Origin of the sequence: Streptomyces venezuelae (genome assembly GCF_008642375.1) — a bacterium.
In the GTDB taxonomy this organism is placed as follows: Bacteria; Actinomycetota; Actinomycetes; order Streptomycetales; family Streptomycetaceae; genus Streptomyces; species Streptomyces venezuelae_G.
In genome coordinates this window covers 5,402,993-5,425,483 of record NZ_CP029194.1, presented here as the reverse complement: position 1 = coordinate 5,425,483, position 22,491 = coordinate 5,402,993, and the positions used below count along the sequence as shown (strand labels likewise).

Sequence of the window (22,491 nt, the reverse complement as noted above, 5' to 3'; positions counted from 1 at the left end):
CATCCAATCTAACGGGACGCGTCCCTCCCCCGGGCCGGGGGCACGGGGGCCGGCAGGTGGCGGGCGAAGAAGGACCGCGTCCCGCGCCGCACGGCGTGGACCGCCGCCGCCGGGTCGGCCGGCCCGATGAGCGCGGCCCGCGCCGCCGCGGTGACGAGCCCGGCGGCCTGGAGCTGGGGCACGAGGAAGGCGTAGTCGCCGAACACCCAGTGGTTGCTGCCGGGCAGCGGGACGCGGTGGGCCGGCACGCCCGCCCAGGAGCGTGCGAGGCGTGCGGCGCCCTCGAATCCGTCCGTGCGGAACATGAGGAGCGGCCGGTCGAGGCCTTCCACGAGGTCCGGGTCCAGGTCGAGGTACCCCTCCAGGTTCACGCCCGCGGCGAGCCGGTCGTCGGTGGCCAGTGCGTGCACGGCGGCGGTGCCGCCCGCGGAGTGTCCGTACACACCGATCCGGCGGAGGTCCATGACGGGCATGCCGGGGGCGAGGGGCAGGCTCCCGAGCCGGTCGAGGACGAAGCGGATGTCCGCGACCCGGGTGTCGATCATGGTGCGGAAGGTCGCCGGGTCCGGATTCCCGCGCAGGACGGTCCAGCGCATCCCGCTGGGCAGCTCCACCTGGCTCGCGTCGCCGGGGTGGTCGACGAGGACGACGATCCGGCCGTGGCTCGCCAGGTCCTCGGCGAGGGTCGTGCCGAGCGTGCGGGAGTCTCCGCCGCCGGGGCTGTACACGAGTACCGGCCGGCGGCCCGGGAGGGCCGGGGCGTCCACGTGCCCGTGGGTGAGGGCCGCGCCCCAGTCGACGCCGGCGGCCGGCAGCCCGGGGCGCACCAGGGGCGCCAGGCCGGCGAACTCCCTGGCCTCCGCGGGGGTGAGCTGCGGGGCGCGCGGGTGGTCGCGGACGGTGCGGGCCGGGTACAGGACGCTGATCATGACCTCCCGTACGCCGGCGGCGGGCTCCCAGGGGTCGTTGCGGGAGGTGTCCGTCAGCGCGAAGGTGCGGAGGCCGGCGGGGTGGGGGCCGGTCGGCCCGGGCAGCCGGAGGGCGGCCGGTGCCGGTGCCGCGGCCCTGGCCCTGGCGGTGGCGGTGGCGGCGGCGGCGGGGCCGAGCAGGGTGGCGGCTGCGGCGAGGAGTGCGCCCTTGGCGACGGTGCGGCGGGCGGGTGCGGTGTGCTGGGTCATGCACGGCATCCTTGGGCGGGGCGGGGCCGCGCGCGAAGGTTCAGGCCAGGCCCGAAAGGCAGGCGGACGTCGAGGAGTTCGGACAGGTGCTGCGGATCCACTTCACGGCGGACGACCTCGCACGGGTGCGGTTCGCGCCCCGCCCGTCGCCCGTGCCGGAGCTGCACGCGGCCCTCATGATGCTGGGCGCACCGCACGAGGAACTGCTCTTCGGGCGCTGGCGGGGCAGACTGTCGCGCGCGCTGCCGGCGGCGGCCGGGCCGCTCGCGGACCTGGTGCCGGGCGGGGTGGCCCCGCACTTCCTCGACGTCCTCGGCGGGACGCGGGAGGAGGGCTTCGCGCTGATCCGCGCGAGCCGCCCGGAGTTCGTGCGGTCGGAGCTGGAGCGGGTGTACGCGGGCGGGGGTCCGGTGCCGTCGTGGGTCCACGCCCTGCACCGCGGGGACGCCGGGGCGTGGCGCACGCTGGACCGGGCGCAGGCGGCGGCGTACGAGACGGTCCTGGCCCCGGTGTGGCCGCTGGTCCAGGACCTGCACCGGGCGGAGTTCACCCGGCACGCGCTGACGCTCGCGGAGCAGGGCCTCGGCGCCGCCCTGACGGCCGCGGGCCCGGGATCACGGCTGCGGGACGGGGTGTGGGAGTGGCCCGGCGTCTCCGGCAGCCCCTACGGCCCGGGCGGCCGGGACGTGCGGCTCGACGGGCGGGGGCTCGTGCTGCTGCCGACCTTCCACTGGCGGGGCGGACCGCTCGTCCAGGACCTGCCGGGGTGCCCCGTGGTCCTCGCCTACCCGGCGGGCCGGGGCCTGCCGCTCGCCCCGGACGGCGACGGCACGCGCGAGGAGGCCCTCGCGGGGGTGCTCGGCAGGACCCGGGCCGAGCTGCTCCACGCCCTGGACGAGGCCAGGACGACGACGGGCCTGGCCCGCCGTCTCGGCGTCAGCAACGCGACGGCCTCGGCCCACGCCCAGGCCCTGCGCGCGGCGGGCCTGATCACCACGACCCGCACGGGCAGATCGGTCCACCACGCCCGGACACCGCTGGGCGCGCTGTTGGTCGACCCGCTGGACCGGTCCTAACGCAGGGCGTCGGCGACCTCGCGGGCCGCGTCGACGACGCGGGGGCCCACTCGCTCGGGGACGGCGTCCGCGAGCATCACGACGCCGACGCTGCCCTCGACGCCCGTGACGCCGACCAGCGGTGCTGCGGCCCCGCTCGCGCCGGCCTCCAGCTCGCCGTGGGTGAGGGTGAAGCCGGGTTCGATCAGGGAGCCCTGGCGGGCGGCGAGGATCGCGCGACCCGCCGCGCCCCGGTCGAGCGGGTGACGGAAGCCGGCCCGGTAGGCGACGTGGTAGTCGGTCCAGGTCGGTTCGACGACCGCGACGGCGAGCGCCTCCGCCCCGTCGACGAGCGTCAGGTGGGCCGTGGCCCCGATGTCCTCGGCGAGCGAGCGCAGCGCGGGCAGCGCGGCCTCCCGGACCAGGGGGTGCACCTGCCGGCCGAGCCGGAGCACGCCGAGGCCGACGCGGGCGCGGCCGCCGAGGTCGCGGCGGACGAGGGCGTGCTGTTCGAGCGTGGCCAGCAGGCGGTAGACCACCGTGCGGTTGACCCCGAGTTTGTTGGACAACTCGGTGACGGTCAGGCCGTGGTCCGTGTCGGCGAGCAGTTTGAGGACTCTGAGTCCCCGGTCGAGCGTCTGGGAGGTTTCCGCGGTCACGACGCCCTCTCCTTCGGAGTGAGTGGCGGCGGGCTCTCACGGGATCGCGACGCCGGTCCCGTCGGCGACGCACGTCAGAGGCCGCCGGCAGGAAGGGGTACACCGGCTGCGCTCCGCGGCGGCGCTGCCACGGGGCGATTGCTTTTGAGCCGGGACAGTAGCGACCCGCTCCGCTCAGCGGAAGACCTCGTCCAGAATCCGGGCGTCGGGGACCGGATAGAGACGGTTCGGGACCTTCGTCGGCCGGACGAGGGACTTTGGCTGACAAGATCGCCTTTGTCGTGCCTCTGGCGTGGAAGGTGCTCGGAGGCCGACCGTGGGGGCCTGCCTCCGGGCCGGGTCCCGTTCCGCGGGACGCGTGAGGCCCGTACGCGCAGACTCGTACGGGCCTCAGTGACATCCTGACCGACATCCGGCGGCGGTGCGCCGGATGCGGGAACTCACCGCATGCGGGTGGCCCACTCCTGGACCTTCTTGATCCGCTCGCGGATCTGCCCGGCGGTGGCCTCGGCGCTCGGCGGTCCGCCGCACACCCGCCGCAGCTCGGTGTGGATCACGCCGTGCGGCTTGCCGGTCTGGTGGACGTAGGCGCCGACCATCGTGTTGAGCTGCTTGCGCAGTTCGAGCAGTTCCTTGTGGGAAACGACGGGACGCCGCTCCGCGGGAAGCTCCAGCAGGTCCGCCTCGTCGTCCGGCTTCTTGCGGCTGTGCGCGATCTGCCGGGCCTGGCGCTTCTGCAGCAGCAGCTGGACCTGGTCGGGTTCGAGGAGGCCGGGGATGCCGAGGTAGTCCTGCTCCTCGGCGCTGCCGGGATGGGCCTGCATGCCGAACTCGGCCGCGTTGTAGAGGACGCGGTCGAAGACGGCGTCGGACTCCAGGGCCTCGAAGGGCAGCATGTCCTGCTCGCCGGTGTCCTCGTCCTGCTGGCGCTCGGCCTCGGCGAGCTCCTTCTCGGACTCGGCGTACGGGTCCTCCTCGCCCTGCTTCTTGGGCTTGTCGAGGACGTGGTCGCGCTCGACCTCCATCTCGTTGGCGAAACCGAGGAGGCTGGGGATCGTCGGAAGGAACACGGACGCGGTCTCGCCGCGCCTGCGTGAACGCACGAAACGGCCGACGGCCTGTGCGAAGAACAGCGGGGTCGAGATGGTCGTCGCGTAGACGCCGACCGCGAGGCGGGGGACGTCGACCCCCTCGGACACCATGCGGACGGCGACCATCCAGCGGTCGGTGTTCTCGCTGAACTCGTCGATGCGGTTCGAGGCGCCGGTGTCGTCGGAGAGGACGACGGTGGCCTTGGTGCCGGTGATCTCGCGGATGAGCTTGGCGTACGAGCGGGCCGAGTCCTGGTCGGAGGCGATGACGAGCCCGCCCGCGTCCGGAATGGACTTCCGGACCTCGGTGAGCCGCTGGTCGGCGGCCCGGAGCACGTTCGGCATCCAGTCGCCCTTGGCGTCGAGCGCGGTGCGCCAGGCCTGCGAGACGGCGTCCTTGGTCATCGGCTCGCCCAGGCGGGCGGCGATCTCGTCGCCGGCCTTGGTGCGCCAGCGCATGTTGCCGCTGTAGGAGAGGAAGATGACGGGCCGGACGACGCCGTCGCCGAGGGCGTTGCCGTAGCCGTACGTGTAGTCCGCCGAGGACCTGCGGATGCCGTCGTTCCCCTCCTCGTACGTGACGAAGGGGATGGGGTTGGTGTCGGAACGGAAGGGGGTGCCGGTGAGGGCCAGCCGCCGCGTGGCCGGCTCGAACGCCTCCAGGCAGGCCTCGCCCCAGGACTTGGAGTCTCCGGCGTGGTGGATCTCGTCGAGGATGACGAGGGTCTTGCGCTGTTCGGAGCGGTTGCGGTGGAGCATGGGCCGGACTCCGACGCCGGCGTAGGTGATGGCGACCCCGTCGTACTCCTTGCTGAGCGGCCCGGCGCTGTAGTCCGGGTCCAGCTTGATCCCTATCCGCGCGGCGGCGGCGGCCCACTGCTTCTTGAGGTGCTCGGTGGGCGCGACGACGGTGATCTGCTGGACCACGTGGTGGTGCAGCAGCCAGGACGCGAGGGTCAGGGCGAAGGTCGTCTTGCCGGCGCCGGGGGTGGCGACGGCGAGAAAGTCACGGGGCTGCTCCTGGAGGTACCTGTCCATGGCGCCCTGCTGCCAGGCTCGCAGCTTGCCGGCGGTACCCCAAGGGGCCCGGCCGGGGAAGGCGGGAGAGAGGTGATGGGAGGAGGTGGTGGTAGTAGTCACGATCTCCGGGTTCGACGCTCGTCCAGATATGACAACCGGGCCACCTTACCGGTGAGGCTGTGGCGAACGGGGCCGGACGAGGCCGTGACCTCGTCCGGTGCGGCGGTTGTCACACCTGCCGGATCAGCGTGCGAACCTCGGCAGCCGCGCTGCGATCTTGGGCACGTCGAGCGCCCCTTGGCACACGTCCAGGACGAACATCTCCGCCTCGTCGACGTCGAACGCGGGGTCGAGCGGATGGCCGTTCATGTGGAGGAACACCCAGGTCGCATACCAGGCGATGCGCTTGTTTCCGTCGACGAGACCGTGGTTGCGCGCGAGCGATTCCATCAGCGCGGCGGCCTTCTCCCAGATCTCGGGATAGGCGTCCTGGCCGAACACGCTCGTCTGCGGGCGGGCCAGGGCGGACTCCAGCAGACCGTAGTCGCGGACCTCGCTCGCCCCGAGGCGCCCCGCGAGGTTCAGGAGCTCCGGGAGCGTGAGGAAGTACGTCACGCAAGCCTCCGGTTGAGCTCCGCACTGGCCTTCAGGACATGCTCGGCCGCCTCGTTGAACAGCCGGGAGTGTTCGTTTATCGCCTTGATCACCGCCTCGTGCGCGAAGGACTGCATGCTGCGGCCCTCCGCCTCGGCGCGCTCACGCAGCGCGTCCAGCTCTTCCTGGGTGAACCTCACGTTAAGACCGGCCATGTACCACATGGTACCGAGTGGTACCGCACGGTGTCACGCGCTTTTCGGCTCCCCCAACCGCGTAGCGACCCACGCCCCCGCCGCCGCCACCCCCGCCATCGGCAGGAAGACCGCCGCGAAGGCCGTCGGGTGGGAGCCCGTCGCCGCGTGGGAGGTCACCGCGTGGCCGACCGCGCCGCCGCCCAGCGCCGCGAAGGCCGCGCCGCCGACCGCGAGGAGCAGGACGTTCGAGAGGCCGTCCGAGATCTGGAGGGCCGCCGAGTTCGCACCCGCCTCCTCCGGCGCCGACAGCTGCAGGAGCAGCACGCTCGTCGAGGAGATCACCGCGCCCATGCCGAGGCAGCCGACGGCCCAGGCCGCCGCGACCACCCACACCGGCACCGCCGCGATCAGGACGCTCGGCGCCGCCGCGATCGCGAGGGCGACGAGGACCATCCCGAGGACGACCAGGCGTTCGCGGTACGGCTCCGTCCACGGCCGGGCCTGGATCCACGAGCCGAGCGCCCAGGTGAGGCCGCCGACGGCGAGGGAGAGCCCGGCCAGGGTGACGCTCAGGCCGCGCTGGGTGACCAGCATCAGCGGGACGAAGGACTCGGCCGCGATGAAGGACCCGGCGGCGATGCCGCGCAGCAGGATCACCGCGGGCAGGCCGCGCGCCGCCCGGACGGTGCCGCGCGGCAGGAGCCCGCGGACGGCGGGCACGAGGAGCGCGACGCCCGCGGCGGCCGGAATCAGGGAGAGCCAGCGCAGCTCCTGCCCGGCGTACTGGAGCAGCCCCGCTCCGGCCGAGATCGCGAGCGCGAGGCCGATGCGCCGCCGGTCCCAGGGGGCGACGGGCGCCTGCGGGTCGGCGGGCCCCGAGGCGGTCCGGCGTATCGCGGGGAGGGCGAGGGCGAGCGGGAAGACGACGAGGGCGGGGATGCCGACGAAGACCCAGCGCCAGCCGAGGTGCTCGGTGATCGTGCCGGAGGCGAGAGGTCCGACCACGGAGGGGACGACCCAGCTCGCGGCGAACGCGGCCATGATCGCGGGCCTGAGGTGTTCCGCGTAGGCCCGGCTGACCACCACGTACAGCGCGACGATGACGAGGCCGCCGCCCAGTCCCTGCACGGCCCGGCCGAGGACGAAGAGCCACATCGTGCCGGCGGTCCCGGAGAGGAGCAGCCCGGCGGCGAAGGCGCTCATGCCGGCGGCGAGGGAGGCGAGCGGGCCGCTCCGGTCGGACCACTGGCCGGCCAGGACCATGCCGAAGAGGCTGGTGGTGAAGTACGCGGAGAAGGCGAAGGCGTAGGCGGAGACGCCGTTCAGCTCGCGGGCGGCGACGGGCATCGCGGTGCCGACGGCGGTGGCCTCGAAGGCGATGAGCAGGACGACGGAGACGATGCCGATGCTGAGCGCCCTGTGGTCGCCGTCGAGGACGGACCCCTTGGTGTCGTCGCGTGCGGCACGGGGTCCGGGGCTGTGGGCGGGGCCGGTGGTGACGTCGACGTCGACGTCGACGTCGGCGTCGGCCTCGCGGGGTTCGAGGGCGCTCATCCCCCCAGAGTAAGAGGTCAACCCGTGAATGACCCCTGTCAGGGACACCGGTCTTTGGTCCTCGGTCTCTGGTCCCGTACCCGCCCCGGAACGCCGACGGGGCGGCGTACTCCGACGTGGTGTCGGGGTACGCCGCCCTCGGGCGGTGCGGGGTGCGGGGTGCGGAGTGGGGTGCGGGAGGCGGCCCGCGGCCGTCACGGCGGCTACTTCGGGTCGCCGTTGAACTTCGAGGTCGACCAGAAGTAGCCGAGGACGGTGAGGCCCACGCACCAGGCGACGGCGAGCCAGCCGTTGTGGCCGATCTCGGTGCCGAGCAGGAGGCCGCGGAGGGTCTCGATGGCCGGGGTGAAGGGCTGGTACTCGGCGATCGGCTGGAACCAGCCGGGCATCGAGGCGATCGGGACGAAGGTGCTGGAGATGAGCGGCAGGAAGATCAGGGGCATCGCGTTGTTGCTGGCGGCCTCGGCGTTCGGGCTGATCAGGCCCATGCCGACGGCGATCCAGGTGAGGGCGGTGGCGAAGAGGACGAGCAGACCGAAGGCGGCCAGCCACTCCAGGGCGGTCGCGCCGGTGGACCGGAAGCCGATGGCGAGGGCGACGGCGCCGACGAGGACCACGCTCATCACGCACTGCAGGACGCTGCCGACGACGTGTCCGACGAGGACCGAGGGGCGGTGGATCGCCATCGTGCGGAAGCGGGCGATGATCCCCTCGGTCATGTCGTTGGAGACGGACACCGCGGTGCCGATGGTCGTACTGCCGATGGTCATCAGGAGCAGGCCCGGGACGAGGTAGGCGATGTAGTCGGAGCGGTCGCCGCCGCCGATGCCGGCGCTCATGGTGTCGCCGAAGATGTAGACGAAGAGCAGCAGGAGCATGACGGGCGTGAGCAGCAGGTTCAGCGTCAGGGACGGGTAGCGCCGGGCGTGCAGGAGGTTGCGGCGCAGCATCGTGGACGAGTCGCGCACGGCGAGGGAGAGGGAGCTCATCGGACGTTCTCCTCGGACTGGTTCGGCTGGGTGGGCTGTGCGGGCGGGTTGTGCGGGCGATCTGAGCGGGCGGGCTGTACGGGGAGGGATGGGCCGGGTTAGGCGGGCTGGTTCGGCCGGGTGGGCTGGGCGGGGACCTTGGAGCCGGTGAGGGCGAAGAACACGTCGTCGAGGTCGGGGGTGTGGACGGTCAGCTCGTCCGCCTCGACGCCGGCGGAGTCCAGCCGGTCGAGGAGGGACCGCAGTTCGCGCTGGCTGCCGTCGCTGGGGATCCGCAGCGACAGCGACTCGTCGTCCCTGAGCTCCTCGCCCGGGGCGAGGGCGAGGGTGGCGCGCCGGTACACGGCCGGGTCGGTGAAGCGGAGGCGTACGTGCCCGCCGGGGATGAGTCGCTTCAGCTCCTCGGCGGTGCCTTCGGCGACGATCCTGCCGTCGTTGAGGACGGCGATGCGGTCGGCGAGTTCGTCGGCCTCCTCCAGGTACTGGGTGGTGAGGAAGACGGTGACGCCGTCGGAGACGAGTTCGCGGATGATCTGCCACATGTTGTGGCGGCTGCGCGGGTCGAGGCCGGTGGTCGGTTCGTCGAGGAAGATGATCCGCGGGTCGCCGACCAGGGTCATGGCGATGTCGAGGCGGCGCTTCATGCCGCCGGAGTAGGTGGAGGCGGGCTTCTTCGCGGCCTCCGTCAGGTCGAAGCGCCGGAGGAGTTCGGCGGCGACCCGCCGCCCCTCGCTCTTGGACAGGTGGTGCAGGTCCGCCATGAGGAGCATGTTCTCCTCGCCGGTGATCAGGCCGTCGACCGCGGAGAACTGGCCGGTGACGCCGATCGCGGCCCGGACCGCCTGCGGGGCGGCGGCGAGGTCGTGGCCGCCGACGCGGATCTCGCCGGCGTCGGCACCGACCAGGGTGGAGAGGATCTTGACGGCCGTGGTCTTGCCGGCGCCGTTCGGGCCGAGCAGGGAGAAGATCGTCCCTGCGGGGACGGCCAGGTCGACACCGTCGAGTACGACCTTGTCGCCGTAGGACTTGCGCAGCCCGTTCGCCGCGATGGCCAAGTCGGTCATGGGGAGTGCTCCTTCAGGGATTTCAGAGGCTGGCTCGGTCAGGTGGTGCGGTGCGGTGCTGCGGTCATGCGCTGCGGTGAGGTGCTGCGGTCATGCGCTGCCGGCGTGCGGGCGGCGGTCAGAGGCTGCGGGCGGTGATGTCGCCGTACGCGGTGGTGGCCTGGATGTTCAGGCCGGCCTTGGCGCCCTCGCTGTTGCGGAGGGTGTTGCTGATGCGGCCGTAGGAGGTGCCGGCGTCGAGGGTGGCGGAGACACCGCGGGCGGCGCCGACCTCCAGGTCACCGGCCTCCGTGCGCAGGACGACCGCGCCGCCCATCGCCTCGGCGATCTTGATGTCGCCCTTGCTCGTGCTGATCTGCGCGGCGCCGCCCAGGCGGCCGACGGTGATGTCTCCGGCCTGGAGGGTGAGGCGGACGGCGGCGGTCTCGTCGAGCTTGACCGTGCCCTGCGCGCTCTCGAAGGTGACGTCTCCGAGGCGTCCCACGCCCCGGAGGTCGGCGGCGGCCGTCTTCGCCTCGACGCGGGAGCCGGCGGGGAGCTGGACCGTGACCTCGACCGAACCGGAGCTGCCGAGGATCTTGCTCTTCGGCTGCGCGGCCTCGATCCGCAGGACACCGTCGGCGTAGGCGACGGCGACCTGCCCGGCGGCCTTCACGTCGCGGCCCTTCGAGGCGTTCGCCGGGAGGACCTCGACCGTGGCGTCGGCCCGGTCGGCGGCGATGAAGCGGATGTGGCCCGCGGGGACGTCGAGGACGACGTCGATCGGGGCGGTGGCGGGGAACTGCATGTCGAACTCCTTGGCTTCCTGCGGACTGGGCGGCTGCCGGACTCTTGTCCGCGCCGTTTCCGACAAGAGAAACGCTACGTTGCATTCAAAGCTCAAGCAACAACTGCGTTGCATCAAATCCCCATCAGTACAGGTCAAGACCGAGATTTCATTGCAACCATCATGAGCTCTAACGCAACGAGCAAGGCTCGCGCGTTGCAATGAAATGGAAGTGAACGCTATAGTGCGGGCATCAGAGGAGTACGAAGGAGACAGCGATGCCCGGAGGCAGGCTCACCCAGCAGGAACGTCAGCAGATCGCGCTGGGACTGGCCGACGGCCTCGCCTACGCCGAGATCGCCAGACGCCTCGACCGTCCGACCTCGACCGTCACGCGCGAGGTGATGCGGAACGGCGGTCCCACCTCCTACCGCGCCGACCTCGCCCACCGCGCCACCGAACGCCGCGCGCACCGGAGCAGGCAGAGCGCGCCCCGGAGCCCGGAGGCGCTCCCGCAGGCCCACGGCCGCGACCCCGAGGCGGTGCGCGAGTACGAGGAGGTCCTCACCACCGTCTTCATGCAGTCCGGCATGCCCAAGATGATGTCCGGGGTGATGGCGTGCCTCTGCATCAGCGACTCGGGCAGCCTCACCGCGGCCGAGCTCGTCCAGCGCCTCCAGGTCAGCCCCGCCACCATCTCCAAGGCGATCGGCTTCCTGGAGAACCAGGCCTTCGTCCGCCGGGAACGCGACGAAGGCCGCCGCGAGCGCTACACCGTCGACGCCGACGTCTGGTACCAGTCGATGATGGCCAGCGCCCGGGCCACCGCCCAGATCGTCGAAACCGCGCAGCAGGGCGTCGGCATCCTCGGCGCCGGCACGCCGGCCGGCACGCGCCTCGAGAACATCGCCCGCTTCCTCGACTTCGTCAGCGAGAGCACCGCGCGCGCCGCGGAACAGGCCCGCGCGATCCTCCACACGACCTCGAAGACGCCCCAGGAAGCCGCGCAGGACGACACTTCCGCCTGAGCGGGCCCGACTCACCGTGAACGGGGTGTGGCAGCCCCGTTGCAGTCGCATGGCACGGCCCCGGAAACCCTTGAGCCCCTCCCGGCCGCCGCCCTACGGTCGTACCAGTGCACAACACGACCGTGTGCCCGAGTGGTTCAGGGGCTCGCCTGCAAAGCGAGTTACGTGGGTTCAATTCCCGCCACGGTCTCCACCGCCTTGACCAGGCAAAAGTGAGGGCGGCATCCCATCCGGGGTGCCGCCCTCACTTTTCGCCCGGCCGGGACAGACCCGCAGAGCGAGTTGCGTCGGCTCCGATTCCGATCACGGTCTCCACGCTCCCGCCCTCAGGACCTTCCCCGGCGCACGTCGCGTGTGCCACAGTCCGCCCATGAGTGATCAAGTCAGACGCAGACTGGGCATATTCGCCGGAGTCGGCCTCGCCGGCGGCCTGCTGCCCGGCATCACGCTGGGCGCGGAGACCGTCGACGCCGCCTTCTCACTGGTCGTCGCGGCCGTCGTCCTGACGGTCCTCACGCAGCTGGTCCACGTCGGCCCGTCGGGCCGCGTACCGGTGCCCGTCCTCGGCGCCCTCGGCGCGGTCGGCTTCGTCCAGGACGCGCTCATCTGGTGGTTGCTGTCCTGGCTGGGCCCGAAACTCTCGGACCTTCGGATCGAGGGCCTCGCGACGATCCTCCTCGCGGCCCTGATCACCCGCGCGACGGTCCTCCTCCTGTCCCAGATGTCCTCGGCGGTCGAGATCGCCGAGGACTGAGGGTGCTCGTTCCCGATTCGCCTCAGCAAGTTCTGTGCACGTTCCCTGCCTTGGCAATCACCGCGATCATCGTCACGTCACCACGCGTGCAGGCAATTCCCGCTGGGAATTCCCGCATGGAGGAGGGTGTTCACGCCACTTCGGCGCGCACGCATCCCTGATTCACCTTCGCAACCCGGACACCCCGAGCGTTCCCGGCCTCTGCCCGCCCCCAGCCCGCCGCCGCCACCGAGCGTCTCGATAGGCTCGCCCCGCCCCGGTTCGCCCCGGGGACGCCTCGACTGGAGTCACGACGACAGTCATGACGACAGCAACGACGACAGGGGGACTCACCGGTGGAACGGTCGCGCACGCAGGGGGACTCCGCGCCGGCTCGGGCGGCGGCGCGGACGGCTCCGGACCGGCGGATCGGTCCGTACCGGCTGATCACCCGCCTCGACCCGCCCGGCACCGCGGTCCCCTGCCGCCGCTTCGTGGCCCGCACCCCTGACGGCGGCCGTACCGTCCTCCTGAGCACTCCCCTGCCCGGCACCGACCCGGCGCGCTTCGCCGCCGAGGCGGCCGCGGCCCGGCACCTCCTCGGCCCGTGGATCGCCCCGGTGACGGACGTCGCCGAACCGGCAGGACCCGCCGGACCCCTCTGGTACGCGAGCCCCTACGTCCCCGCACTCCCGCTCCCCGTGGCCCTCGCCGTCCACGGCGGACCGCTGCCCGAGGCCACCGTCCGGGCCGTCGGCGCCGCCCTCGCCGAAGCGCTCGCCGCCGCGCACTCCCAGGGCCTCACGCACGCCGGAGTCTCCCCCGCCGCCGTCCTGCTCACCGCCGGCGGCCCCCTGCTGAGCTGCTTCGGCGCCGTACGGGCCGCCGCGCCCGACGGCGAGCCGCGCACCGGGCTGCCGGGCCTCGACGCGGGGGCGCTCGCCCCCGAGCAGGCCTCGGGCGGCCGGCCCCGGCCGCCCGGCGACGTCTTCGCCCTCGGCGCCGTCCTCGCGTACGCCGCCACCGGCCACACCGTGCCCGAGCGCGAGGAACTCCCGCCGACCCTGCGCCAGGTGGTCTCCTCCTGCCTGGCGCGCGACCCGGCCGACCGTCCGACAGCGGCCGCCCTGATGGCCTCGCTCGCACCGCCGACCGCGCACCACACGGTGCTGAACTCGGCCGGCGTGCTGCTCACCCCCGGCTGGCTGCCGGGCCGGGTGATCGCCGCGCTCGCCCGCCAGTCGGCGGAGCTGCTCGCCGCCGAACTCCCCGGACTGCCGGAACAGACGGGCCCCGCGGAACACGCGACACCCGCCCGCGCCTGACACCCGAGGCCCGCACGCCTCCCGTCCCCACCCGGCGGGTCACCCCGCCCTCACCTTCGATCCGACGGACCTGACCTCATGCTGTCGCCCCTGACCCACGACGACCCGGCCGCCGTCGCCACGTACCGCCTTCTCGCCCGCCTCGGCTCCGGCGGCATGGGCACGGTCTACCTGGCGCGCACCCCCGGTGGCCGTACCGTCGCCCTGAAGACCGTGCACGCCCGGCTCGCCACCGACCCCGCCTTCCGCGCCCGCTTCCGGCTGGAGACGGACGCGGCGCGGATCATCGGGGCGCGCCACGGCGCGGCCGTCGTCGACGCGGACCCGCTCGCCGAGACCCCGTGGCTGGCGACCGAGTACGTCCTCGGACCGCCGCTCGACGACGCCGTCGCGCTCGGCGGCCCGCTCCCCGAGCCGACCGTCCGCGCGCTCGGCGCCGCGCTCGCCGGTGCGCTCGCCCAGCTGCACTCCTCGGACGTGGTCCACCGCGACCTGAAGCCCTCGAACGTCCTGGTCACCGCGTACGGCCCGAAGATCATCGACTTCGGCATCGCCCGCGCGGCCGGCGACGACCATCTGACCCGTACGGGAGCGGCGGCCGGCACCCCCGCCTTCATGTCCCCGGAGCAGGCGAGCGGCGAGGAACACCCCCCGGCCGGCGACGTGTTCGCGCTCGCGGGCGTCCTGGTCTTCGCCGCCACCGGCCACGGCCCCTTCGGTACGGGCTCCCCGGCCGACCTCCTGTACCGCGTGCGCTACGCCGAGCCCGACCTCAGCGGCGTACCGGAGGCGCTCCTGCCGCTCCTCACGGCCTGCCTCGCCAAGGACCCGGCCGCCCGCCCCACCACGGCCGACCTCATCGCCCATCTCCACGACGGCCACGGCGAGTTCGCGGACCACCTCCCCCCGCTGGTCCTCGCCGACATCGCCCGCCGCGCGACGGACGTCTGGCTCCACGCCCCGCACCGCCTGCCGGGCCCGGCGGGTGCCGCGTTCGCCGAGACCGCCCCGAGCACCCCGATCTCCCGCCGCCGCGCCCTCACCCTGGGCAGCGGCTCCCTCCTCGGCCTCGCGGGGGCGGGCGCGGGTGTGTGGGCGTGGCTGAACTCCCGGGACACGGAGGGCGGTTCGACCACGGGCGCCGGCCCGACCCCGACGGGCCCCACGGCCATCCCTGCCCCGACCTCACCCGACGGCGCGCCCGCGCCGCTCTGGAAGGACGACGTCCTCGACCGCGAGGAGAGGATCGCCCCGCTGCTGGCAGGCCCCGATGTCGTGGGCTTCGCGGAGACCATCTCCTTCCGCGCCGTCGACACGAAGGACGGCAGCGAGCTGTGGGCCGACTCGCGGGTCATGGAACCCCACCAGATCACCACCGACGGCACGAACTTCTACGTGTCCGACGGCAACTACGAGGGCCCCGGCGCCCTGAAGATCCGCACACTCGCGGCGCGCACGGGCAAGGAGGCGGCCCGGACGATCGAGCTGAAGGGCATCGACGGAACGACCACGCAGCTTCTCACGGCGGTCGGCGGCATCCTCTTCACCGCCTCGCGCCTGGGCAAGCGGGAGATCGACCCGGACGCGGACAACGTGGGCTGGCACCTGCTCGCCGTGAACCTGCGCACGGGCAAGGAGGCATGGCGGCATCCGTACGAATGGGACGGCGTCCGGCCGTGGCTCGCCCAGGTCGTCGGTGACCGCCTGATCCTCGGCAAGAACAGCGGCGACCTCGACTCGTTCCTCGTCCAGGCGAGGGACGTGCGCACGGGGCGGCAGCTGTGGAAGCGCCGGCTGCCGCTGAAGAAGTCCGCCGGGTTCGTCCCCGGACAGCTCTCCGCCGACGAGCGGCACGTCTACACGGGCGGCGACCGCCTCCGCGCCGTGCGCCTGACGGACGGGGCGGTCGCCTGGGAGTACGGCACAGGCAAGGACCCCATGGCCTACGGAGTTCCCGCCGTCGCGGACGATCTCGTCTACACGAACGTGAGCGGCCGGGGACTCGTGGCCGTCAACGCAATGAAGGGCACCGAGTTCTGGGCGGAGGAGCCGGGCAGTCGACCGCTGGCCCCACACGTCTACTTCAGGCCGGTCATCGGGAAGAAGTACGCGTACGCGCCCGTGCGCGGCGGTCTGAGCGCGGTCGACCTGGCGACGCGCCGCTCGGACTGGGTCTTCCCGACGGACGCCACGCGGTATGTCGTCGACAAGGAGCGGGCCCGCATCATCGGCGCCGGAACGTCGACCGTCGCGGCCATCCCCTACGTCTGACCCCGATGCCCCGACCCCAGTGTCCCCACCGTCCCCACCGTCCCCACCAACCGGAAAGCATCTCGTGACCACGCAGCCCCTCGCCACCGGCGACCCGCTCCGGCTCGGCCCGTACCGCCTCCTCGGCGTCCTCGGCGAGGGCGGCATGGGCAAGGTGTACGTCGGCCGGGACGCCTCCGGCGCCCCCGCGGCCGTCAAGGTCCTCCGGCCCGAGCTCGCCCACGACCAGCACCTCGCCCAGCGCTTCGTGCGCGAGGCCGACATGGCGCGGGCCGTCACGAGCCACGGCGTGGCCCGGGTCCTCGACGCGCAGACGGAGGGCGGGCGGCCGTGGATCGCCGCCGAGTTCCTCGCCGGTCCGACGCTGGACGTCGCCGTCCGCGCGTACGGGCCGATGGACGTGCCGACGGTCCGCGCCCTCGCCGCCCACCTCGCCCGTACGCTCCACGACATCCACGCCGCGGGGCTCGTGCACCGCGACCTGAAGCCCGCGAACATCGTGCTCACCTCGACCGGCCCGCGGATCATCGACTTCGGCATCGCCCGCCCCGAGCACGGGCTCACCCTCACGACCACCGGCCAGATCCCGGTCACCCCCGGGTACGGGGCGCCGGAGCAGGTCCTCGGGCAGCGCGTGGGACCGGCCTCCGACATCTTCTCGCTCGGCGCGGTCCTCGCGTACGCGGCGAGCGGCCGGCGCGCCTTCGACGCCGCCCATGTGGCGGCGGTGCAGTACGAGGTCGTCCACGGCGCCCCGGACCTGAGCCTGGTGCCGCCGGAGCTCCAGGAGCTGATCGGCCCGTGCCTCGCGAAGGACCCGGCGTTCCGCCCGGCTCCGCCGCAGGTCGTCCAGGCCTTCGCCCCGCCGAAGGGCGCCGACCGCGCCTGGCGCAAGGGTCCGCTCGCCGAGGACATCAAGCGGCGCGAGTCCTCCACGAAGCGCCTGGCGGCCCCCGAGGAGACCGCCGTACCCGGCGCGAGCCCGTCCCGGCGCCGCTTCCTCACCGGCGCGGCCGTGACCGTGGCGGTCCTGGGCGCCGGTGGCGGGGCGGGGGCCTGGTGGCTGAGCGGCCGCGGCGAGGAGAAGTCACCGACGGCCGATGTGCCGCCCGCCGTGGCGACCCCGGAGGCGGCCTTCGTCTCGATCATCGACACGGCGTACGGCGAGGTCCCGAAGCCCCTGTGGGGGCCCGTCGACATCGCCGTCGACGAGACCGAACTCCCGCTGCCCGTACGGGACGTGGTGGTCGTGCAGGCGAAGACGGGCGGTCTGCTCGCGCTCTCCGTCACGAAGGGCAAGGAGCGGTGGCGGGCCAAGGAGATCGACACCGCCGCCGGTTACGTCTCCGTCGCCGGCCGGCTCGTCGTGGGCGTCGACAAGAACGGCGTCGCGCACTCCTTCGTCGCCTCCACCGGCAAGCCCGTCTGGCAGACCCAGAACGACGTCGACCACCTCCTCGCCGCCGACGACACCCACGTCTACCTGGTGTCGAAGGACAACGAGCTGCGGGCGATCGACGCCTGGACCCTGGCCACCGCCTGGACGCGCCCGATGACCTCGCCGCGCTCCCCCCTCGGCCCGGCGAAGGCCGCCGTGGGCAGGAAGCGGCTCGTGATCCACGGCCGGGACGGCTGCGTCGCCGCGCTCTCCACGGAGACCGGCGAGACGGAGTGGGACGTCAAGGAGCAGGGCACCGACGGTCAGGCCCCCGCGCTCGGCGACAACACCGCCTACCTCGGCGGCCGCACGCTCACCGCCCGCCGCCTCGACCGCGGCGACTACCTCTGGGACGAGGAGGCCAAGAACGACGAGGGCCCGGGCTGGAGCACACCGGCCGTCGACGGCGACCACGTCATCGCGGCCGACGGATACAATGTCTACCGCTACAAGACCATGCTCGACATCGACTTCCCGGTCTCGGAGTGGTACGAGGTCCTGGACGGCACGGGCATCGGCACGGTCAACCCCCCGGCCGTGGCGGGCTCGACGGTCTGGGTCCACGCGCCCGACAACACCCACGTCCAGGTCGTCCACCAGAAGACCCACGAGCGTCTCTTCGTCGCGAAGATGAAGAACGAGGGCGCCTACCAGCTGGCGAGCGACGCGAACCGCGTCTTCATCGCCCGCGGCGGCCGGCTGTACGCCATGCCGGTCTACGGCCAGTAGCGGCGAGGGGCGTGGCGGCGCCCGCCCCGCCCCGCCCCCTCACGACGTCGGGTGCGCGGTGGGCGAGGGCACGCCCGTCGCCAGCCCGTCCTTCTCGCAGCCCAGCTTCTCGGAGACCTGCCGGGCCGCCGCGTTGGCGAGGGTGATCAGCCGGGTGCGCTGCTCCAGGTCCGTTTCCGGGATGCCTCCGGGGCCGTGGACGACCGCCTCGACGACGATGTCGTGGGCCGGCTCCTTGAGACTGCAGGAGAAGTAGAGCCTGCCGAGCCCCGAGGAGGAGTACGCCTGCAGGCCCGAGGCGTAGGAGGTCACGACCTTGGCGTGTTCCTGATTCAGCCCCGGGGCCTTCTTCGCCGGGCCGAACTCGATGGAGAGGCCGTCCTTCTCCCCCTCTGCGGGCAGGAGCCAGCAGTACTTCACCGGCTGCGGCCGGTACGAATCGGCCAGGGGCGCCTCGGTCGCGTCCTTCAGCAGGTCGAGAGCCTTGTCCGGCTCGGACATGCCGTCGCGGAAGCGCTCGCTGCCCATCGCGGCCGTGAGCGCGGCCACGGTGGGCGCGTCCTTCGCGAAGCCACGGCACACCTCGGCCGCCGTCAGGCCCTTCGCCTCCTCCGCACCGTCGCCGGTGTCGCCGCCGGAGCAGCCCGTGAGGAGAGCGGCCACGGCGACGGCCGCACCGATTCCTGCCATCGCGTTCCTCATACCCGTCACTTCTTCTCGTACGGGTCGGGGAGCGAGTTGTCGCGGGAGTGCATGCGCGAGTCCCGGACGTACTTGACCAGCTCCTCGTCGAGGTAGTTGCGGTCCCGCTCGCTCCAGCCGGGGGCGTTCGCGTAGGCGATGCCCGGCCTGAGCGAGTTCTCCTTGCCCATGGCCAGTGCCTCGTCCTTCAGGTCGTCCGACTTCTTCTTGAGCAGTTCGTCCTTCTCGTACTTCTCGGCCATGTCGTCGGCTTCCATGCCGATGAAGGTGACCACGGCGCCGCCCACCGTCTCGGCCGCCAGCGGTACGAGCACGCCACCGGCGCCACCGGTCAGGGCGACGACACCACCCGCGGCGACCGCGCCGACCCCGAACTTGACCCATTCGGTGGTCCTGCCGACGGCCTTCTTGTGCTCCTCGGAGTCCTTCTCGTAGTCCTTGTCGATCTGCGCCATGCGGGACTCGTCCATGATTCCCTGCGCCTCCGACCCGACGCGCAGGGTCGTCCGGGCGTCGGTGAGGTCGCGGTCCTCGAAGGTGGAGCCGGGCTTGGGGCCGACCTCGTCCAGGACGCTCGTCGTGTACAGCATCTCGGCCGCCGAGAGCGTGGAGTGCCCGGTCTCGCTCTGCGACACGATGCCCATGAAGTTGACGGCGTCGCCGCGGTTCCAGAGCAGCCCGGTGTCGAACTCCTCGCCGAACCGCGACTTGCCCTTGTCGTCGTTGTTGCCGAAGGGGGAGTTCGTCTTCTCCTCCATCGTCGTGTCGCTGTCCGTCTCCAGGGAGCGGTTCAGCTCGTCGATGTAGGCGGCGCCCATCTTGCCGAGGCTGTCGTCGATGCCCTTCTGCTCGTGCATGTACTTCGGGTCGCTGCCGTAGTGCTCGACGACCTTCTGCATGACCTCCGCGTTCTCCTTGGTCCGCACGTCCTTGAGACCCTCGGTCTCGGCGTCGTACGGATGGCCGGTGGTCGCGGATTCGAGGGCGTGGCCGAGCGCGTTGTAGCCGGGCTCCCTGGTCCTGTCGCCCTTGTCGTTGATCTCCTCGGGCCACTCGCGGTCCTTGGAGAAGTAGTCGAAGGGGTCGAGCTTCTTGTTGTCCTTGGTGTTCTCGGGCGTGACGTCGATGCTGCTGTTGAAGAAGTCCGTCGACGCCTTGGGGTTGTGCCCGAGCGCCTCCATGAAGCCGATCATGGGGTCGTTGCCGAGGTCGCCGCCCTGCCAGTTCAGGTGGCTCGGCATGCCGGTCAGCTGGCGCCAGGCACGGTCGGCGGGCAGCCGTCCGTCGTGCGTCATCTTGCGCTCGGTGGTGACGAGGCCGTTGCCGTAGTCCTTGAGGAACTTGTCGTCGTAGTCGCCGACGCGCATCAGGTTGCTCATGACCTGGAAGCCGTACGGGCTGGTGCCGCGCGTCTGGATCGGCTCGCTGCCGGCCTTGATGACGTCGGACTTCCACTGCTCCATCTCGGGGCTCGTGGAGTGGGTGGCGGTGGCGAGCGTCATGCTCCAGTTGGTCTGGAGCTCCTTCAGCTTGTCGCGGTGGTCGACACCGAGGCGCGAGCCGTCGCTCGGGTCGCCCATGTCCGCCCAGTACTCCATGCTGCCCTTCGGCCCGACCTCCAGGGCGAACTTCTCGGCGAAGTACGGGTCCTTCTGGTTGGCCTTGAAGAGGGCGTTGAGCCTGTCGATCTCGGCCGGGGTGGCGTCGTCGCCCTTCTTGTACAGCTCGTAGGCGGCATGCGCGTCCTCGGCGTCCTGCGCCTTCGAGGCGGCGGCGAGCGAGTCGTACTTCGTGCCGGCGAAGTTGTTCTGGTCGTTGCCGACGAGGCTGCGGAGCGCGCGCGACGCCACGTCGTCGGCGTTGTTCGCGCGGTCGATCGCGGCCTTGATGGCGGACCGCATGGCCTCGAAGTCGGCCTGCTCGGGCTTGGGCCCGTCGTAGTCCTTGGAGCGGCGGTCGGGGTGGATCAGGTAGCTGACGACACCGTCCTGGTCGATGCGTATGCCCTTGCCGGGGGCTTCCGCGACGAGCTTCTCCAGCTCGGTCTTCGCGGCCTGGAACTCGCTCTCCGCGTCTCGCAGGATGTTGCGGATGCTGGTCGCCCCGATGAGGGCGTCGCCGAACTCCTTGGCGGTCTTCCGGACGAACTCCTGGGTGACCCCGGCGTTCTCGCCCTTCCAGTCGGCCTTCTCGGCCTTGCCCTTGAGGCCGTTGTCGGCCTTCTCCTTGGACTTCTCCAGCTTGGACACCGCCTCCGACCAGACCGTGGCCGCCTCCTTGAGGCTGCCGAGCCGGGCATGGAGAACCTGGTCGAACTTCAGCATCTAACGTCCCTCGTCAGCTGTTGCCGTGCCGCTTGCGGTGCCGCCTGCCCTGCCGTCGCAGGCTTACTTGAAGTGCTCGTTGATCGTGGACATGGAGAAGTTCGTGACCAGCACTTCTTCATGGTTCGCGTGGCTGAGGACCGTGTCCTCGAGGTGGTTGTGGATGTGCGCGCAGGCGCTGAGGAGCGTCTCGGCCTGGCCGCGCCAGCTGTCCCACATGGTCCACATCGCGGATCCGGTCAGGAACCCGTCGCCGTCGAGGCTCTTGGCCGCCGCGTCCGTCTGGGCGCCGGCGTGGAAGGCGTCCCGCTCGAACCAGTGGAAGAGCTCCTGGGCCTCGTTGCCGATGGCCTTGAGGTCGGCGGACGTCACCTTGTAGTCACTGGCACCACCGCCCCCGCCGGACTCGGCGGGCACGCTGTTGAGCCTCATGGCAGCGCTCTCGCTGCGGACTTGGCCCCACTCCTCGTCGAACGACATCTACTTCCCCTGGTGAGTCACGGACGTTGTTCAGTGGCTGTGCAGGACGGAGTCAGTTCCGCCGTGAACGGAGTACGGGTACGGCGACACCGACACCGAGCAGCACGGCCGCACCGACCCCGAGCCCGATCCAGAGCCCGGTGTTCCCGCCTTCCTCTGCCGCGGCCTGCGGGGCCGGCGCGGGGGCGACGGTGGTGGCCTCCACCGGACCGGGGTCGGCCGGGGCGGTGGTCGCGGGAGCGGAAGGCGTGGCGGTCGCGACCTCGGTGAGGTCGTCGATGGGCCGGACGTCGGCCGGACCGGGGTCACCGGGCGTCTTCAGCGCACGGAGCGGGCGGATGGCTCCGTACCCGAGGAAGTCACTGCGCTTCTCGTCCCCGGCGGGCTTGGCGACGGTGTTGAGCATGACCTTCAGGACCTGGTTGTTGGTCCAGTCGGGATGCTTCGACCAGAGGAGCGCGGCGGCGGCGGAGGCGAGGGCGGTGGCGTCACTGGTGCCGCTGGACTTGCAGAAGCCACCGTTGTTGCACGCGGCGAAGATGTCCTTGCCGGGGGCCACGATGTCGACCTGGTCACCGTGCTGGGACGTCGGGACGTGCTTCCCCTTGTTGTCGGAGGCACCGACACCGACGACGCCGGGAGTGGCCCCCGGGTACTCCACTCTGTTGCTCTTGTCGCCGGTGTTGCCGACGGAGGCGAAGACGAGGGACCCCTTGTCGAGGGCGTACTTCACAGCATCCGTGAGCGCCTTCGAGCCCGCGTTGACGCCCTGCGAGATGTTGATGACCTTGGCGCCGGAGTCGACCGCGAACCGGATGGCCTCGGGGGCCACCCTGTTGAACTGCTCGTCCGAGGCCGCGGCGCTGCGGTCCTGGTCCGGGGCCGGAAGTCGAATGGGGAGGATCTTCGCCCCGGGGGCGAGGCCGAACGCCCCCGCCCCGCCGTTGGCCTTGCCCGTCCCGGCGATCATCCCCGCCATGCCCGTGCCATGGTTCGCGAGGTCGGTGTGTTCGTCCCCGGCCGCCTTGGGGGCCAGGTCCTTACCGTCCAGAACCCGCCCCTGGAGGTCGGGGTGGGTGGCCTCCACGCCGCTGTCGATCACTGCGACCGTGACGCCTTTGCCTGTGCTGAGCTGCCAGATCTCCTCGGCCCCCATGGCGTCGAGGTGCCACTGCTGGTCACGGGCACCCGCTGCCTGGGCGGGAACGGAGGCGATGCCCACCAGCAGCATCCCCAAGGCGGCCGAGGCGGTGACTCGGGCACGGCTCCGACGCGTACTGCTGGTAGACATCTG

General features: G+C 72.1%; 19 protein-coding genes and 1 tRNA gene. 7 read left to right on the top strand and 13 right to left on the bottom strand.

Features of this window, described 5'->3' with window-relative positions; all coding sequences use genetic code 11:
- Positions 1-8 precede the first annotated feature (8 nt).
- On the bottom strand, positions 9-1,178 hold the full coding sequence (locus DEJ46_RS24925; protein ID WP_150269801.1) for an alpha/beta hydrolase family protein: 1,170 nt from the start codon (positions 1,176-1,178) through the stop codon (positions 9-11).
- Between the two features lie 86 nt (positions 1,179-1,264).
- Between DEJ46_RS24925 and DEJ46_RS24920 the strand changes: the two genes are divergently transcribed.
- Positions 1,265-2,254 carry an ArsR/SmtB family transcription factor gene (locus tag DEJ46_RS24920; protein WP_150269799.1) on the top strand — a complete coding sequence of 330 codons (990 nt, stop codon included), beginning with the start codon at positions 1,265-1,267 and terminating at the stop codon, positions 2,252-2,254.
- On the opposite strand, the gene DEJ46_RS24915 is transcribed toward DEJ46_RS24920, so the two are convergent.
- The 8 genes from DEJ46_RS24915 to DEJ46_RS24880 form a co-directional block, all read right to left on the bottom strand.
- Positions 2,251-2,892 carry an IclR family transcriptional regulator gene (locus DEJ46_RS24915; protein WP_017237054.1) on the bottom strand — a complete coding sequence of 214 codons (642 nt, stop codon included), beginning with the start codon at positions 2,890-2,892 and terminating at the stop codon, positions 2,251-2,253. The two genes, DEJ46_RS24920 and DEJ46_RS24915, sit on opposite strands and share 4 nt — an antisense overlap.
- Before the next feature lie 440 nt (positions 2,893-3,332).
- Positions 3,333-5,123, bottom strand: coding sequence for a DEAD/DEAH box helicase (locus tag DEJ46_RS24910; RefSeq protein WP_150269797.1), 1,791 nt, complete (start codon positions 5,121-5,123; stop codon positions 3,333-3,335).
- Positions 5,124-5,246: 123 nt separating this feature from the next.
- Positions 5,247-5,618 (bottom strand): type II toxin-antitoxin system death-on-curing family toxin, encoded by a 372-nt coding sequence (locus DEJ46_RS24905; RefSeq protein ID WP_055643226.1) that lies wholly within the window; start codon positions 5,616-5,618, stop codon positions 5,247-5,249.
- On the bottom strand, positions 5,615-5,812 hold the full coding sequence (locus tag DEJ46_RS24900) for an Arc family DNA-binding protein (RefSeq protein ID WP_055646260.1): 198 nt from the start codon (positions 5,810-5,812) through the stop codon (positions 5,615-5,617). Before DEJ46_RS24900 ends, DEJ46_RS24905 begins: the two co-directional genes overlap by 4 nt.
- A 33-nt stretch (positions 5,813-5,845) precedes the next feature.
- Entirely contained in the window at positions 5,846-7,348 is a 1,503-nt protein-coding gene (locus DEJ46_RS24895; protein WP_150269795.1) for an MFS transporter, read from the bottom strand.
- A gap of 203 nt (positions 7,349-7,551) precedes the next feature.
- A complete protein-coding gene (locus tag DEJ46_RS24890) occupies positions 7,552-8,337 on the bottom strand; it encodes an ABC transporter permease (RefSeq protein ID WP_150269793.1) in 786 nt (261 codons plus the stop codon).
- Positions 8,338-8,435: 98 nt separating this feature from the next.
- Positions 8,436-9,401, bottom strand: coding sequence for an ATP-binding cassette domain-containing protein (locus DEJ46_RS24885; RefSeq protein WP_150269791.1), 966 nt, complete (start codon positions 9,399-9,401; stop codon positions 8,436-8,438).
- Between the two features lie 118 nt (positions 9,402-9,519).
- Complete coding sequence (locus tag DEJ46_RS24880; RefSeq protein ID WP_150269789.1) at positions 9,520-10,188, bottom strand: DUF4097 family beta strand repeat-containing protein; 669 nt, start codon at positions 10,186-10,188, stop codon at positions 9,520-9,522.
- Positions 10,189-10,445: 257 nt separating this feature from the next.
- On the opposite strand from DEJ46_RS24880, the gene DEJ46_RS24875 reads away from it, so the two are divergent.
- The 6 genes from DEJ46_RS24875 to DEJ46_RS24850 all read left to right on the top strand — a co-directional run bounded on the left by DEJ46_RS24875 (position 10,446) and on the right by DEJ46_RS24850 (position 17,691).
- Complete coding sequence (locus DEJ46_RS24875) at positions 10,446-11,195, top strand: helix-turn-helix domain-containing protein (protein WP_150269787.1); 750 nt, start codon at positions 10,446-10,448, stop codon at positions 11,193-11,195.
- A 118-nt stretch (positions 11,196-11,313) separates the two neighbouring features.
- Positions 11,314-11,388 (top strand) — tRNA-Cys (locus tag DEJ46_RS24870).
- Positions 11,389-11,565: 177 nt separating this feature from the next.
- Entirely contained in the window at positions 11,566-11,949 is a 384-nt protein-coding gene (locus tag DEJ46_RS24865; RefSeq protein ID WP_150269784.1) for a phage holin family protein, read from the top strand.
- Positions 11,950-12,284: 335 nt separating this feature from the next.
- The gene (locus DEJ46_RS24860; protein WP_411757780.1) at positions 12,285-13,253 is read left to right on the top strand and encodes a serine/threonine protein kinase; all 969 of its coding nucleotides are present in this window, start codon (positions 12,285-12,287) and stop codon (positions 13,251-13,253) included.
- Between the two features lie 78 nt (positions 13,254-13,331).
- Positions 13,332-15,524 (top strand): protein kinase domain-containing protein, encoded by a 2,193-nt coding sequence (locus tag DEJ46_RS24855; RefSeq protein WP_150269782.1) that lies wholly within the window; start codon positions 13,332-13,334, stop codon positions 15,522-15,524.
- A 64-nt stretch (positions 15,525-15,588) separates the two neighbouring features.
- Positions 15,589-17,691: a protein kinase domain-containing protein gene (locus DEJ46_RS24850; protein ID WP_150269780.1), complete on the top strand. Its 2,103-nt coding sequence runs from the start codon at positions 15,589-15,591 to the stop codon at positions 17,689-17,691.
- Between the two features lie 39 nt (positions 17,692-17,730).
- Here the strand turns inward: DEJ46_RS24850 and DEJ46_RS24845 are convergent, their stop codons facing one another.
- The 4 genes from DEJ46_RS24845 to mycP form a co-directional block, all read right to left on the bottom strand.
- Positions 17,731-18,381 (bottom strand): hypothetical protein, encoded by a 651-nt coding sequence (locus DEJ46_RS24845; RefSeq protein WP_223835064.1) that lies wholly within the window; start codon positions 18,379-18,381, stop codon positions 17,731-17,733.
- A 17-nt stretch (positions 18,382-18,398) separates the two neighbouring features.
- Positions 18,399-20,717, bottom strand: coding sequence for a DUF6571 family protein (locus DEJ46_RS24840; protein ID WP_150269777.1), 2,319 nt, complete (start codon positions 20,715-20,717; stop codon positions 18,399-18,401).
- A gap of 63 nt (positions 20,718-20,780) precedes the next feature.
- Positions 20,781-21,197, bottom strand: a complete 417-nt coding sequence (locus DEJ46_RS24835; protein WP_150269775.1) for a hypothetical protein — start codon at positions 21,195-21,197, stop codon at positions 20,781-20,783.
- Between the two features lie 52 nt (positions 21,198-21,249).
- Complete coding sequence (mycP, locus tag DEJ46_RS24830; RefSeq protein ID WP_150269773.1) at positions 21,250-22,488, bottom strand: type VII secretion-associated serine protease mycosin; 1,239 nt, start codon at positions 22,486-22,488, stop codon at positions 21,250-21,252.
- Positions 22,489-22,491 lie beyond the last annotated feature (3 nt).

Coding starts and splice junctions, on each gene's coding strand:
- DEJ46_RS24925 (WP_150269801.1), bottom strand. CDS start 1,178: ATGACCCAGCACACCGCACCCGCCCGCCGCACCGTCGCCAAGGGCGCA.
- DEJ46_RS24900 (WP_055646260.1), bottom strand. CDS start 5,812: ATGGCCGGTCTTAACGTGAGGTTCACCCAGGAAGAGCTGGACGCGCTG.
- DEJ46_RS24895 (WP_150269795.1), bottom strand. CDS start 7,348: ATGAGCGCCCTCGAACCCCGCGAGGCCGACGCCGACGTCGACGTCGAC.
- DEJ46_RS24890 (WP_150269793.1), bottom strand. CDS start 8,337: ATGAGCTCCCTCTCCCTCGCCGTGCGCGACTCGTCCACGATGCTGCGC.
- DEJ46_RS24885 (WP_150269791.1), bottom strand. CDS start 9,401: ATGACCGACTTGGCCATCGCGGCGAACGGGCTGCGCAAGTCCTACGGC.
- DEJ46_RS24880 (WP_150269789.1), bottom strand. CDS start 10,188: ATGCAGTTCCCCGCCACCGCCCCGATCGACGTCGTCCTCGACGTCCCC.
- DEJ46_RS24875 (WP_150269787.1), top strand. CDS start 10,446: ATGCCCGGAGGCAGGCTCACCCAGCAGGAACGTCAGCAGATCGCGCTG.
- DEJ46_RS24865 (WP_150269784.1), top strand. CDS start 11,566: ATGAGTGATCAAGTCAGACGCAGACTGGGCATATTCGCCGGAGTCGGC.
- DEJ46_RS24855 (WP_150269782.1), top strand. CDS start 13,332: ATGCTGTCGCCCCTGACCCACGACGACCCGGCCGCCGTCGCCACGTAC.
- DEJ46_RS24845 (WP_223835064.1), bottom strand. CDS start 18,381: ATGGCAGGAATCGGTGCGGCCGTCGCCGTGGCCGCTCTCCTCACGGGC.
- DEJ46_RS24840 (WP_150269777.1), bottom strand. CDS start 20,717: ATGCTGAAGTTCGACCAGGTTCTCCATGCCCGGCTCGGCAGCCTCAAG.
- DEJ46_RS24835 (WP_150269775.1), bottom strand. CDS start 21,197: ATGTCGTTCGACGAGGAGTGGGGCCAAGTCCGCAGCGAGAGCGCTGCC.
- mycP (WP_150269773.1), bottom strand. CDS start 22,488: ATGTCTACCAGCAGTACGCGTCGGAGCCGTGCCCGAGTCACCGCCTCG.